12 protein-coding genes, 1 tRNA gene and 1 riboswitch are annotated in these 13,630 nt (G+C 69.9%); of the genes, 3 read left to right on the top strand and 10 right to left on the bottom strand.

Going from position 1 to position 13,630, the window contains the following annotated elements:
* Positions 1 to 207 (top strand): PTS sugar transporter subunit IIB (locus AC07NG_RS23110; protein ID WP_494596596.1); only part of this gene is annotated, 207 nt, incomplete at its 5' end.
* Between the two features lie 129 nt (positions 208 to 336).
* On the opposite strand, the gene AC07NG_RS23105 is transcribed toward AC07NG_RS23110, so the two are convergent.
* Positions 337 to 1,530: an MFS transporter gene (locus AC07NG_RS23105; protein ID WP_494596594.1), complete on the bottom strand. Its 1,194-nt coding sequence runs from the start codon at positions 1,528 to 1,530 to the stop codon at positions 337 to 339.
* 201 nt (positions 1,531 to 1,731) lie between these two features.
* On the opposite strand from AC07NG_RS23105, the gene AC07NG_RS23100 reads away from it, so the two are divergent.
* Positions 1,732 to 2,733, top strand: a complete 1,002-nt coding sequence (locus AC07NG_RS23100) for a LacI family DNA-binding transcriptional regulator (RefSeq protein ID WP_494596592.1) — start codon at positions 1,732 to 1,734, stop codon at positions 2,731 to 2,733.
* 40 nt (positions 2,734 to 2,773) lie between these two features.
* Here AC07NG_RS23100 and AC07NG_RS23095 read toward each other — a convergent pair.
* From AC07NG_RS23095 to AC07NG_RS23070, 6 genes are all read right to left on the bottom strand, one after another.
* Positions 2,774 to 2,863: transfer RNA gene (locus AC07NG_RS23095), tRNA-Ser, on the bottom strand.
* A gap of 159 nt (positions 2,864 to 3,022) precedes the next feature.
* Positions 3,023 to 3,442: a PaaI family thioesterase gene (locus AC07NG_RS23090; protein WP_487290104.1), complete on the bottom strand. Its 420-nt coding sequence runs from the start codon at positions 3,440 to 3,442 to the stop codon at positions 3,023 to 3,025.
* A gap of 69 nt (positions 3,443 to 3,511) precedes the next feature.
* Entirely contained in the window at positions 3,512 to 4,330 is an 819-nt protein-coding gene (locus AC07NG_RS23085) for an MBL fold metallo-hydrolase (RefSeq protein WP_494596590.1), read from the bottom strand.
* Between the two features lie 94 nt (positions 4,331 to 4,424).
* Positions 4,425 to 5,111: a hypothetical protein gene (locus tag AC07NG_RS23080; RefSeq protein WP_494596588.1), complete on the bottom strand. Its 687-nt coding sequence runs from the start codon at positions 5,109 to 5,111 to the stop codon at positions 4,425 to 4,427.
* Positions 5,112 to 5,192: 81 nt separating this feature from the next.
* A complete protein-coding gene (locus AC07NG_RS23075; RefSeq protein ID WP_494596586.1) occupies positions 5,193 to 5,528 on the bottom strand; it encodes a hypothetical protein in 336 nt (111 codons plus the stop codon).
* 3 nt (positions 5,529 to 5,531) lie between these two features.
* Entirely contained in the window at positions 5,532 to 6,563 is a 1,032-nt protein-coding gene (locus AC07NG_RS23070; protein WP_494596584.1) for an RluA family pseudouridine synthase, read from the bottom strand.
* Between the two features lie 95 nt (positions 6,564 to 6,658).
* Here AC07NG_RS23070 and AC07NG_RS23065 point away from each other — a divergent pair, with 95 nt between their 5' ends.
* Positions 6,659 to 8,992 (top strand): TonB-dependent receptor, encoded by a 2,334-nt coding sequence (locus AC07NG_RS23065; RefSeq protein WP_494596582.1) that lies wholly within the window; start codon positions 6,659 to 6,661, stop codon positions 8,990 to 8,992.
* A 960-nt stretch (positions 8,993 to 9,952) separates the two neighbouring features.
* On the opposite strand, the gene AC07NG_RS23060 is transcribed toward AC07NG_RS23065, so the two are convergent.
* The 3 genes from AC07NG_RS23060 to AC07NG_RS23050 form a co-directional block, all read right to left on the bottom strand.
* Entirely contained in the window at positions 9,953 to 10,726 is a 774-nt protein-coding gene (locus AC07NG_RS23060; protein ID WP_494596600.1) for a dienelactone hydrolase family protein, read from the bottom strand.
* A gap of 16 nt (positions 10,727 to 10,742) precedes the next feature.
* On the bottom strand, positions 10,743 to 12,335 hold the full coding sequence (gene purH / locus AC07NG_RS23055; protein WP_494596580.1) for a bifunctional phosphoribosylaminoimidazolecarboxamide formyltransferase/IMP cyclohydrolase: 1,593 nt from the start codon (positions 12,333 to 12,335) through the stop codon (positions 10,743 to 10,745).
* 27 nt (positions 12,336 to 12,362) lie between these two features.
* Positions 12,363 to 12,443: riboswitch (ZMP/ZTP riboswitch) on the bottom strand.
* A 248-nt stretch (positions 12,444 to 12,691) separates the two neighbouring features.
* On the bottom strand, positions 12,692 to 13,588 hold the full coding sequence (locus tag AC07NG_RS23050) for a precorrin-2 dehydrogenase/sirohydrochlorin ferrochelatase family protein (RefSeq protein ID WP_494596578.1): 897 nt from the start codon (positions 13,586 to 13,588) through the stop codon (positions 12,692 to 12,694).
* Between the last annotated feature and the right edge of the window lie 42 nt (positions 13,589 to 13,630).

Raw genomic sequence — 13,630 nt, 5'->3', positions numbered from 1 at the left:
GGCGGCGCGGCCAACATCCTCGCCGTCACCGCCTGCTCCAGCCGTCTGCGGCTTGAACTGGTCGATCCGTCCAAGCTGGACGAGGCGGCGCTCAAGGCCGCCGGCGTCCGCGCGCTCGTGCGGCTGGGCGGGCCGGTGGCGCACCTGGTGCTCGGACCTAACGCCGAGGCCGTGGCCAGGGCGCTGCAGGAGACGGTGGCCGTCTAGGGCTCTCCCCCTTCCGTAAAATCCCCGCGAAAGCGGGGACCCAGGCGTTTTATCGTCGAGCGCCACACCTTTCAGAAAAAGCCTGGGCCCCCGCTTTCGCGGGGGTTTTACGGGGGAGGGTGTGGTCTATCAGGCCGCCGCCGTCGCCTCGGTCTGGCGGCGGTCGTCCCAGACGGCGATCGCCCAGACCACGAAGCCGCCCAGGGCCAGGGCGCAGCCGACCCAGCCGGTCGAGCGCCAGCCGAAACCCGAGGCCACGGCCAGACCGGCCAGCCAGGGTCCCAGGGCGTTGGCGGTGTTGAAGGCCGAGTGGTTGAGGGCGGCGGCCAGGGTCTGGGCCTCGCCGGCCACGTCCATCAGGCGGGTCTGAAGCGCCGCGCCGAGCCCGCCGCCGCAGCCGATCAGGAACACCACCGGGACCAGGGTCCACAGGCTGCCGACGGCCAGCGGATAGAGGGCCAGCGAGGCGGCGCTCCACAGCAGGATGACGCCGACGGCCGGCATCAGGGCGCGGTCGGCGGCCCAGGCGCAGACCAGGGTGCCGGCGGTCATGCCCAAGCCGAACACCATCAGCACCAGCGGCAGGGCGGCCGGCGAGGCGTGGGTGACCTCGATCAGGGTCGAGGCCAGATAGGTATAGACCGCGAACATGCCGCCAAAGCCGATGGCCCCGATGCCGAGCGTCAGCCAGACACGGCGGCTGGCCAGGGCCGACAGTTCACGCAGCGGGCTGGCGTTCTTCGGCGCGGCGTCGCGCGGGGCCAGCAGATAGACCGACAGAGCGGTCAGGGCCGCAAGCACGGCGACGATGACGAAGCCCCAGCGCCAGCCGATCCACTGGCCGACGGCGTTGGCCAGCGGCACGCCGACGATGGTGGCCACGGTCAGGCCGATCATCACCCGGGCCACGGCCGAGGCGCGTTTGTCAGGCGCGGCCAGCGAGGCGGCGACCAGGGCCGCGACGCCGAAATAGGCCCCGTGCGGCAGGCCGCTGAGGAAACGGAACAGCACCATGGTCTCGAAGTTGGGCGACAGGGCCGACAGGCCGTTGCCGACCGCGAACAGCACCATCAGGCCCACCAGCAGGGTCCGGCGGGCGATCTTGGCGGCCAGCACGGCGATGATCGGCGCCCCGACCACCACGCCCAGGGCATAGGCGCTGATGGCGTGGCCGGCGGTCGGCTCGTCGACGCCCAGGGTGCGGGCGAAGTCGGGCAGCAGGCTCATCGAGGCGAACTCGGTGGTGCCGATGGCGAAGCCGCCCAGCGCCAGGGCCAGTTGGACGAGAGCGGCGGAGGGGGCGCTGCGGGCGGGGACGCTCATGGCGGGCCTTGTCGGAACGGAGGGCGGCGAAGCCGGTCGCGCACGCGCCTATCGCCCGCCCGGGTGGATCCCGGCGGACGTGGCGCGCGGTTAGGGCCACGCTGCGGTTTGATCGAATGTGTGCATAGCTATTCACTCGCCAGCCGACGCGCAACCCTCTAAACAGGCTCGCGTGGGGAAAGGGGTGCGAGGGATCGTCGCATGAGCGGAAACTGGCGGCCGCCGTCGTCGATCGACGTGGCCAAGGCGGCGGGGGTGTCGCAGTCGGCGGTGTCGCGCGCCTTCACGCCGGGCGCGAAGATCGCCGAGGCCACGCGCGCCAAGGTCATGGCCGCCGCCGAGGCCCTGGGCTATCGGCCCAACCTCCTGCCCAAGATCCTGCAGACCAACCGCTCGGGCATCGTCGCCGTGGTCGTGGGCGGGTTCTACAATCCCTATTTCGCCATGACCCTGGAGGCCTTCTCCAAGGCTCTGACGGCGGCGGGGCGGCAGATGCTGCTGGTTCGGGTCGACAGCGACCGCATCCTCGACGGCGTCGTCGATCAGCTGGCCGGCTATCGGGTGGACGCCGTGGTCTCGGCCCTGGCCCTGACCTCGCAGGAGGCCGCCGACCAGCTGTCGAAGCTGCGCATTCCGATCGTCACCCTGAACTCGGACCTGGCCGGGGACTGGATCCGCTCGGTGTCGTCCGACAACTTCGCCGCCGGCGAGACCGCGGCGCGGCTGCTGCACGCCCGTGGCGGGCGCCGGTTCGGCTTCGTCGCGGGCCCTGCCGACAGCCCGGCCCAGGTCGCCCGCGAAGCCGGTTTCGCCCATGGCCTGTCGAGCCTTGGCCTGCCGCCGGCCGTCCGTGCCGGCGGCGGCTATGACTACGCCAGCGGGGCGCAGGCGGCGCGGGTCCTGTTCGGCGAGGCAGAGCGGCCCGACGCCCTGTTCTGCGCCAACGACCTGGCGGCGTTCGGCGCGATCGACGTGCTGCGCGAGGCGTTCGGATTGAAGGTCCCCGACGACGTGCTGCTGGTCGGCTACGACAATCTCGACATGGCGGCGTGGGCTCCCTACCGCCTGACCTCGTTCGACCAGGACATCGAGGCCCTGGTGGCGGCGGCGATGGAGCTGCTGAGCCTGGAAGCGGGGGCGACCTGCGTCGCGCGGGTCGTGCCGGCCCGGCTGGTCGAACGCGAGAGCACGCGATCAGGCTAGCGCCGTGGGCGCTTTCGCAGGGTCGATTTTCAGGGGGTAATGGCGGAGAGGGTGGGATTCGAACCCACGGTGCCCTTCCAGGCACGCCGCATTTCGAGTGCGGTACATTCGACCACTCTGCCACCTCTCCAGGGGGTCTTCGTGGCTGGCTTGGGGCCAGCCTTGAGTGAGGGCGGGATACCTATCCGCGCCGCCGAAAGAGCGCAAGAGGCTCCGGTGCGCTTTTCTGTCTCAGGGCGCAATTTCCTGCGTCGGGCGACGGCTTGATCCGCGTCCGGACCGTGGCGGCTCAGGCTTTCGGGTAGAGAACCATCTGGGTGCAGCGGAAAAGGGCGATGGTCTTTCCCGTGCCTTCGGCCGTGACGACGGCGTCCCAGACCTGGGTGTTGCGGCCGCCGTGGATCAGTTTGGCCTCGCAGGCCACGCCGCCGTCGCGGGCGGTGCCCAGGAAGTTCGACTTCAACTCGATGGTGGTGAAGCCGGTCGCGCCCTCGGGCAGGGAGACGACGCAGCCGTAGCCGGCGGCGCTGTCGGCCAGGGCGATGACGGCGGCGGCGTGCAGGAAGCCGTTGGGGGCCATGTGATGGCTTTTGACGTCGAAGCGTCCGCGCACCAGGCCTGGCTTGGCCTCCAGCCATTGCAGGCCCAGGTGGTCGGGCAGGCTGCCGGCCTGGACGGCGGTGAGGTTGGCGCTCTGGTCGTCGGCCATGGCGAGGCCTCCTAATGCTTCACGTGCGAAGTATTAGGCGCGCCGAGGGCGACGAAGGCAAGTCCGTTTTTAAAGCGAACTGATATTCCGCGACGGAAAGCGGACGCCGGCCTCGTCGGGATAGGGCAGCTTGCCCGAACGGACGGCGACGTCGAGGGCGGCGATGGTCAGGGCCGAGGGGGCGGGCTTTTCGCCGGCGCGGCGGGCGACGAACTCGGCTTGCGAGACCGCGTCGCCGGCGTCGGGATTGGCGGCCTTCTGAGCGGCGACGGTGGTTTCGCCCTGGCTCGATAGCAGACGGGTGTCGTCGGGCAGCGAGAGCAGCTTGCGGGCGTCGGCGAACAGGCCGGCCGCATCGGCGCCGGGGGCGTCGCTGTCGGGCAGGCCGGTGGGCAGAAGAGCGTCGCCGACGAAGACCACGTCGCCGGCTTTGTAGGCCACCGCGCCGGGCAGGCGGCCAGAGAGGGCGATGGGGTGGAACTCAATCCCGCCCATGATCAGCGGCTCGTCGTCCTCGCGGGCCAGCTTGTCGAAGTCCCAGCCTTCCAGGTCGACGCCCTCGGCGCCGAGCGCGGGCACGAGGCGCTGCAGGCTTTCCAGCACGTGGGCGCCGATGGCGACAGAGGCGCCGGTCTCGTATTTCAGGTGGCCGGCGGCCGAGAGGTGTCCGGTGTGGACGCCGGTCTCGAGGATCCAGGTCGGGCCCAGGTCCTTCTCGCGAATGTCGGCGATGATGCCGTCGACGAAGGCGGTCGAGGTCTCGCCGGTGGCCGGGTCGAAATCGAGCACCGGATCGACGATGGCGCACAGCAGAGTGGCCGGATCGGCCACGAGATAGGTCACCCGCCCCGTGGCGGCATGGTGATACGCAGTGATGTCCGGCTGCATGCTTACGCCTGAAGGTCCCCGATTGCTGGGCACCATGACGGCAAGCCGTTAAGCTTCGGCGAACGCCGCAACGGGACTCGTCCGAACCCGAATTTTACGGACGGTCGTCGATGTCGCAGGGGCGCTGGGCGCCGCGCATCTGCGTGGCCCACAGCGGTTCGATGTAGCGGCCGTCGTCGGCGCGGAGACCGCTCGCACAGCGTTCGGCGGCCGAGCCGCGACCGGTCATGTCCAGCGACAGGGCGATCGACTGGCTCTTGCCGCCGCGACCATAGCCGTAGGGGCCGTAGCCGAGGCCGCCATAGCCGTAGCCCCCATAACCGTAGCCGTCGTAGCCATAGCCGCCGCGGCCGTTCTTGCCGTACTCGGTCTGGCTGACGGCGACGCCCAGGGTGCCGTTCTCGCCGACGGGATAGAAGGCGGTGACGCCCATGTGGCGATAGCCGCCGGTGCCGACGCCGACCTCGACGCTGCCGTGGATCTTGCGCTTGGTCGGGCCGTCCTCGTCGGCGCGCGTCAGGTTCAGCGGGCCGCTGTTGTCGTCGACCGTCTTGACCGGCGAGGCCTTCAGCCAGGCGTCGATCTGCTCCTGGGTGGTGAGCGGACGGGTCGCGGCGGGCGCGGCCGGAGCCGGCGCGGCTTCGGCCTGGGCTTGAGCCTGGGCCGGGCTGGTCGTCGCCTTGGCGGTGGCCACCACCTCGTCGTCGGCGCCGGCGGCGAAAGCCATCACGGGCGCGGCGAGCAGGGCGAGTGCGGGAACGAGGCGGGCGGCGAGGGACATGGGACAGATCTCCAGCCCTTTACCGATAAGCGGGCGGTCAAGCCGAATTAGGGCGCGAATATTGCTCGGACGCAAGGCGGTTCAACGCTTTCGGCGGCGCGCCCGGCTGACGCTTTCCGAGGTCCAATACTCCGGTGGGAGCTTGAATTTGCCGCGCTGGTCGAACGCGCGGTCGCCGCGCAGGGCGCCGGCCCGGAAGAGACGCCAGCCGCGCCAGGCGATGAAGGCGACCCAGGCCAGGGAAGCCGCCGCGACAATGATCCAGCCGGCAAGGGCCGCGGGTGGAGCCAGGTGCGGTTTCAGGAAGACCATGGCGAGCACCAGCAGGCAGACCGGCAGCGGGGCGGCGGTCTTCGGCCTGGCCAGTTCCCGATCCACGAAGCGGCGAAAGCGCAGGTAGGTGCGGCCTCTGGCCATCGGCTACAGCGCCTCCAGCCCGGCCTCGACCGCCGCCATGTCGGGCGGCAGGGGCGTTTCGAAGCGCAGGGTCTGCCCCGTCACCGGGTGGACGAAGCCGAGCAGGGCCGCATGCAGGGCCTGGCGGGCGAAGGCGGTTTCGGTCAGCACCGCCTTGACCGGGGCCGCCGGGGCGCCGGCGCCGTAGACGGGGTCGCCGAGGCACGGCGAGCCCTTGCTGGCCATGTGCACGCGGATCTGGTGGGTTCGGCCGGTCTCCAGCCGGCAGGACACCCGGGCGGCCAGGGGCTTGGCGCCGTCGCCGCCGAAGGTGCGCTCGACCCGGTAGTGGGTGGTGGCCTCGCGGCCGCCGCTCTTCAGAACCGCTATCTTCTTGCGGTCGTGCGGCGAGCGGCCGAGGCGCGTTTCGATCGTGCCGGACGAAGGCTGCGGCGCGCCGCGCACCAGGGCCACGTACATGCGGTCGATGTCGTGGGCGGCGAACAGGGCCGAGAGGCCGCGATGGGCCGCGTCGCTCTTGGCCGCGACCATGACGCCGGAGGTCTCCTTGTCGAGCCGGTGGACGATGCCGGGCCGGGCCACGCCGCCGACGCCCGACAGGCTGTCGCCGCAGTGGGCCAGCAGGGCGTTGACCAGGGTGCCGGTCTCGCTGCCCGGCGCCGGGTGCACGGCCATGCCGGCCGGCTTGTCGACGACGATCAGGTGGGCGTCCTCGTAGAGCACGCTGAGCGGAATGGTCTCGGGCTGCGGGATCGCCGGGGCCGGCGGCGGCTCGACGACGAGATAGTCGCCGGCCTGGGCCTTGGCCGAACCGTTGGTCACGGGGCGGGGCTCGCCGCCGGCGTCGAGGCGGAAGACCCGGCCCTCGGCCATCAGGGCCTGCAGCCGGGCGCGGGACAGCGCGTCGAAGAGGGCCGCCAGAGCCTTGTCCAGCCGCTGGCCGACCAGGTCGCCCGACAGTTCAGCCGTCAGGCGCCGTTCGCCTCCAGCGGGCGCATCCAGCAGGTCTTCGACGTCGTCCTCAGCTTCAGCCACGCTGTTTCACGGCTCCTTCACAACCCCGTCGCGTAAGCGACACCGCCGCTCCCTACGGGCGGGGCCTCGTACAGTTGTTTTGAGGGGAATAGTCCATGCGCGCCATCCGCACCACTACGCTCGCAGGCTCGCTTTCTGGCGCGAGCCTGCTGGCCCTGGCGATCGCCAGCCCTGTCCTGGCCGCCCCGCTTCCGGAAGCCGAGACCGCCGCCGCGCCGACCCAGGTCGACGAGCTGATCGTCACCGTCCAGAAGCGCGAGCAGAAGGTCCTCGACGTGCCGATGGCCCTGACGGCCTATTCCGGCGAGAAGCTCGACGAGCTGGGCCTGCAGGAGTTCGAGGAACTGGGCCAGTTCGTGCCTGGCTTCGACGTGCAGAACCAGTCGCCCAACAACCCCGGCTTCGTGATGCGCGGCATTACCTCGGACAGCGGCGAGGCCACCAACGAGCCGCGCGTGTCGGTCTATCAGGACGGCGTGTCGATCTCGAAGTCGCGCGGTTCCTACGTCGAGCTCTTCGACCTGGAGCGGGTCGAGATCGCCAAGGGTCCGCAATCGACCCTCTACGGCCGCGGCGCCCTGATCGGCGCGGTCAACATCATCCAGGCCAAGGCCAAGCCGGACTTCGACGCCAGCCTCAAGGTCGAGGGCGGCGACTACGGGTACTTCATGGCCGAGGGCATGGTGAACGCCCCGATCACCGACGCCCTGGCCGTGCGTCTGTCGACCCGCGTCAAGAAGCGCGACGGCTATGTCGAGAACCTGCTGGGCGGCGAGGACTTCAACTCGACCGACACCGTGGCCGCGCGCCTGGCTGTCAACTACACGCCCAACGACCGCTTCAAGCTGGACGTGCTCTACAACTACCAGCAGGACAATCCGTCGGGCACCTCGTTCAAGTCGCTGACCTACGCCCCGACCGACCCGACCACCGGCAAGGTGATCGGCGACCTGGGCCGTAATTCCGGCGCGGCCCTGTCGACCGTCGATGGCTTCGAGAACGGCCAGCCGCTGGGCCTGGACCGCCGCCTGTGGAGCCTGACGGCCCTGGCCAGCTACAAGCTGAACGACGCCCTGACCCTCAACTCGACCTCGGCCTACCGCTACTTCAGCGGCGAGGAAGTGTTCGATCCGGACGGCTTCTCGCTGCCGCTGTTCGTGTTCGCCGAGGACGCGCAGGGCAAGTCGGCCAGCCAGGAGTTCCGCCTCAACTACGACGCCGGCGGCAGGATCACCGCCTTCGGCGGCGTCAGCATGTTCTGGGAAGACGGCAGCCAGCGCGTGCCGCTGCGGATCAACGAGAAGATCGCCTACCTCTTCCTGACCGGCCAGCTGTCGATCCCCAACGGCCTGTCGACGACCGTGATCAACGCCATCCCGGCCCTGTCGGCGCTGTCGTCGGGCCGCACCGAGGAATACACCAACTACGGCAAGACCAACTCCTACGACGCCTTCGCCGACGTCACCTTCAAGGCCACCGACCGCCTCGAGCTGACCGCCGGCCTGCGCTACACCTACGACGACAAGACCAGCGGCTACGGCGCCTGGATCAGCAGCCCGTCGATCATCGGCGGCAGCACCGCCACCGTCACCCGCGGCCTGATCGTCCAGCCGGTCTCGACCTACTACAAGGACTTCACCGACAGCGGCGTCACCTGGCGCCTGGTGGCCCGCTACGAGCTGGCCGACGACGTCAACGTCTATGGCTCGGTCTCGACCGGCCGTCGTCCCAAGGTGCTGACCGGCGCCAGCCTCAGCGAAGTGCCGGCCGAAGAGGTCACCTCCTACGAGGTCGGGGCCAAGGCCGCCCTGCTGGATCGTCGCCTGACCGTGGACGGGGCGATCTACCGCTACGACTACGAGAACTTCCAGACCAGCGGCGTGACCAGCACCGGCACGGCCATCACCATCAACGCCGGCGAGGCCAAGGCCTACGGCTTCGAGGGCCAGGCCAACTTCCAGGCCACGTCCGACCTGCTGGTGTTCGCCACCTACGGCTACAGCCACGCCCGGTTCGGCAACGGCCGGTTCGAGGGCAACCACTTCCGTCTGTCGCCCGACCACTCGTTCTCGCTGGGCGTGAAGGCCTCGCGCGACACCGGGATCGGCAAGTTCACCTTCCTGCCGACCTGGACCTGGCAGTCGGAACAGTTCTTCGACAACAACAACGACATCGCCGCCCTGCAGAGCACGACGGGCGTGATCAAGGACACGGTGCAGGACGAGGTCCAGAAGGCCTTCGGCCTCTTGAACCTGCGCCTGACCTACCAGCCCAAGGACAGCCCTGTGACCTTCGGCGCCTTCGTCACCAACGCGCTGGACCAGGACTACATCAAGGACGCCGGCAACACCGGCGACGCCTTCGGCATCCCCACCTTCATCGCCGGCGAGCCCCGGTTCATGGGCGTGTCGGTGTCGTTCAAGCACTAGGAGCGAGACCCTTCTCCCCTTGCGGGAGAAGGTGTCGCCGAAAGGCGACGGATGAGGGGTCTCTCAGACTTCCGACGCCGCGACAGCTGATCGGCTGTCGCGGCGTTTCTGTACGCGCGACCCCTCACCCGACCCTGCTCCGCAGGGCCACCCTCTCCCGCAAGGGGAGAGGGAACGGGTTTGCGATCTCACGCGGTGAACCGCTGAGCTGATGGAGAGGGCGCGGGGCGTCCGGGCCTCGCCCGGAGCTGTGAGTTTGAATACCGTTTCGACGAAGCTGGACGCCCCGCGCGATCGTTGTGCCTCAGGCCGGGGCGCGCGGGCCTTTTCCGCCCTTCACCCCCTTCGGCTTGTGCCTTCCCCGGAACCGGGCTGTAAGCTTCGCTAGCCATCGCGTGCAGACAGAAGGCGCCGGAGCGGACCCTCGGACGGGCGGGAGCCGATACAGGCAGACCCCCGATGGATGGGTTTACGTCCCCCATCCTCCTTTAAGCCTGGCCCGGCCCTGCTCACGCAGCTCCGGCGGCCCCGCTCGATCGCATCCACGTCGCACGCTTCGGGCCGGATCCTTGCGCCCTCTCCCTGCGACGGGACGGGTCCATTATGCAGCGGGTTTCAGCGCGTCTGATCCAGAGCGCTGAGAAAGTTGCAAGCGGCTGGATTGGTTGGGGTCTTTGGCGAGATCGCCGGGGATAGACGGCGCTCTATCCCCGTCAGCGTTCCTTCTCCCCTTGCGGGAGAAGGTGGCGGCCGAAGGCCGTCGGATGAGGGGTCTCTCAGATGGGAGACGCCCCGCCCGGCCTAACCGCTGCACGCGGCTTTCAGTTCTGAGAGACCCCTCACCCGACCTCGCTCCGCGAGGCCACCCTCTCCCGCAAGGGGAGAGGGAACAGGCGGCTGCGCTTTCGCGGGGATTTTACGGGGGAGGAGCCGAAAGGGACTTTCCCTCTCGGCAGGATCTTAAGCGAACAGCCCCGGCTTCGGCGCCACCGCCTTCAGCGCGGCGGCGAAGTAGTCCTGGACCTCCTGGAACAGGTCCGGCCGGTAGATGGCGCGCGGGTCGTTGGCCTTGTCGTCGTCGAAGGCGTGGGTGGCGTCGGGGTAGAGCTTGAGGTCGACCTTGACGCCGTCGGCGCTGAGCCGTTCCAGCGCCTTCTTGGGATAGCGCCAGCCGACCACGCCGTCCTTCTGGCCCAGCACCGACCACACCGGCGGCGCACCCGGTCCCCAGCCCCGGCTGCTGGTCATCGAGGGATAGGCCGCATACGGATAGACCAGCAGTGCGCCCTTCACCTGTTTGCGCAGGGCGACCGCGTCGGCGTCGGCCAGGCCGGTGGCGCTGGGGGCCGAGGTTCCGGCGGCGTAGGCGTCCATGATCGTCCAGGCGCCGTGGCTCCAGCCGGCCAGGAAAACATGGTCGGCCCGCGCCCAGGATTGGGTCTTGAGCCAGGCCAGGGTCCCGAACGCGTCGGCCGCGCGCTTGGCCCCATGCAGGGTCATCAGGGTGCAGACGAAGAGCTTGCCGTCGAGCGTGCTCATGCCGCGCGGCGCGAACGAGTCGAGCACGATGGCGGCGTAGCCGGCCTTCACGGCGACCTCGGCATAGGTCTCCAGGAACGGGGTCTTGCCGCCGCAGCCGTGCAGGATCAGCGCCACCGGAAAGGGGCCCAGGCCCGCGGGCTTGAACACCCGCGAGCGTGAAACGACCTTGGCTCCCCAGCTGACGCTGTCCATCGTGCTCACTCAATCCTTAGTGGCGGAACACTCGCACGCCGGTGAAGGCCATAGTGAGGCCAAGCTTGTCGGCCGCCTCGATGACCTCGGGGTCGCGCATGGAGCCGCCCGGCTGGATGATCGCCGTAGCCCCGGCTTCGGCCGCCTGGATCAGACCGTCGGCGAACGGGAAGAAGGCTTCCGAGGCGCAGGCGCACCCACTGAGGTCCAAGCCAAAATCAGCTGCCCGAAGGGCAGCGATGCGGGCGCTGTCCTTGCGGTTCATCTGGCCGGCGCCGACGCCCAGGGTCTGGCCGGCGCGGGCGTAGACGATGGCGTTCGACTTGACGTGCTTGCCGATCTGGAAGGCGAACAGCATGTCGCGGATCTCTTCCTGCGTGGGCTGGCGCTTCGTGACGATCTTCAGGTCGGCCGCCTTGATCCGCGCGTCGTCGCGGGATTGCACGAGGAAGCCGCCGGCCACGCTCTTGAAGGTGTCGCCGGTCGACAGCGGGTCGGGCAGGCCGCCGGTGACCAGCAGGCGCAGGTTCTTCTTGGCGGCGAAGACGGCGATCGCGTCGTCGTCGGCTTCCGGCGCGATCACCACCTCGGTGAAGATCTCGACCATGGCCTCGGCGGCCTCGCGGGTCAGGCGGGTGTTGACAGCGACGATGCCGCCGAAGGCCGAGGTGGGGTCGCAGGCCAGGGCCCGCTCATAGGCCTCGCGCTGGGTGGCGCCCAGGGCCACGCCGCAGGGGTTGGCGTGCTTGATGATGGCGACGGCCGGACCCTGGGCCGGGTCGAACTCGGCGATCAGCTCGAAGGCCGCGTCGGTGTCGTTGATGTTGTTGTAGCTGAGTTCCTTGCCCTGCAGCTGGCGGGCCGTGGCCACGCCGACGCGGGGGCTGGGGAAGGTGTAGAAGGCCGCCTTCTGGTGCGGGTTCTCGCCATAGCGCATGGTCTGGCGCAGCTCGCCGGCGATCGCCTTGCGGGCCGGGAAGTCCTGGCCGAGCTGAGCGGCGAACCAGGCCGAGATGGCGGCGTCATAGGCCGCCGTACGGGCGTAGGCGCGGGCGGCCAGGGTCTTGCGCAGAGAGAGGGTGGTGCCGCCGTCGGCCTTCAGGGCTTCGAGCACTTCAGCCAGGTCGGCCGGGTCGGTGCAGACCGACACATAGCCGTGGTTCTTGGCCGCCGAGCGGATCATGGCCGGGCCGCCGATGTCGATGTTCTCGACGCACTCTTCGTACGAGCCGCCCTTCGCGACGGTGGCCTCGAACGGATAGAGGTTCACATAGAGGATATCGATGCCGCCGATGCCGTGGTCGGCCATGGCCTTCGCGTGCTCGGGAGCGTCGCGCACGCCCAGCAGGCCGCCGTGGACGATGGGGTGCAGGGTCTTGACCCGGCCGTCCATCATCTCGGGGAAGCCGGTCAGGTCCGACACGTCCTTCACCGGCAGGCCGGCCGCGGCGATGGCCGCCTTGGTGCCGCCGGTCGAGACCAGCTCGACGCCCGCCTCGTGCAGGACCTTGGCCGCTTCGACCAGGCCGGTCTTGTCGGAGACCGACAGCAGGGCGCGCTTGGGGGCGACGAGATCGGGGGCGGACGGATAGTCGGGGGCGGCGGGCACGGGGGACTCCGGGTCTGGTTGCGGTCAGAAAGGAGCCCAGGCGCGCGGCATATGCGTCTCGAGCTCCCCGGTGGTCACCCACCTTCAACGCCAGTCACTCGAACGGCGCGGAACATACGGAGGGGGGCCGGGGAGTCAATGCGGCGTGGTGGTTGAGGAACCTCCCCCTGTGGGGGAGGCGATCGCGAAGCGATCGGTGGGGGGAGTTGGTGGGCAATCGGCCCTGGTCAGCGGCAGCTGAAAACGACCCCCTCCGGCCCTCCGGGCCACCTCCCCCAGAGGGGGAGGATCTTGTTGCGCGGCCTCAGATGCTCCCCCTCTGGGGGAGCTGTCGCGGAGCGACTGAGGGGGCGCCGTCAGGCGCTCGGCGCCGTCAGCAGCACTTCCACCGCCACGCCGGCCGCGGCCAGAGCCTGGATGTCCGCCGCCTCGACCGGGGCCGCGACCAGCCGCACGACCTGGCGGCCGCTGCGGGCCAGTTCGATCAGGTGTTCCGGCGAAGCTTCGGCGGCCGACAGGCGGTGGGCGTCGCGGCGCGCCATGGTGACGACCTCGGGATCGGCGGCCTCGTCGATGACCAGCACGTCGGCGGCCGACAGGGCCCGCACGGCGCGCAGGGTCAGCAGGTCGGCCGGGCCCTTGCCGGCCACGAAGCGGACCTTGCCCTCCTTCTTGACGCTCTTGGCCAGGGCGTCGCGGAACAGGGCGCCGGCCTTTTCCATGTCGCCGGTCATGGCCGCCTGGGCCGCCTCGCCCGACAGCGCCTCGCGCAGGAAGGCGCGGCGTTCGTGCAGGGTGGGCAGGGCGCCGCGCACCTCGCTCTGGAAGTTGCGCATCAGGGCGGCGACCCGGCCGGCGCCCTCGGGCACCTGGGCCTCGATGTCGGAGCGCAGCATGGTGGCCAGCACGGGGGCCGCGCCGCCGGTGCCGACGGCGGCCACCACCTCGCCGCGGTCGATGACGGCGGGGGTGTTGAAGTCGCACATGTCGGGTTTGTCGACGACGTTGACCAGCACCCCGGCGGCGCGCGCGGCGCGGGCGGCGGCCTGGGCGAACACCTCGTCGGAACTCGAAATGAAGGCCAGCACCGCCCCCGTATAGGAGCCGGGCAGGAAGGCCGCGTGGCCGTCCAGCCGCACCAGGGTGGCGGGCGAGCCCTCGAACAGCCGGGCCTTGGCCTCGGCGCCTTCGCCGGTTCCGGCGATCACCACCTTGCGGCCGGCGAGGGGGAAGTAGGCGGGGAAGGAGTCCAAGGCGGGGGTCCTCAACAGGCGTCGTGCGTTCAAGCTAGGGCG

The organism is Caulobacter sp. GW821-FHT10C03, from assembly GCF_059415485.1.
This window is presented reverse-complemented; position numbering and strand designations above follow the sequence as displayed.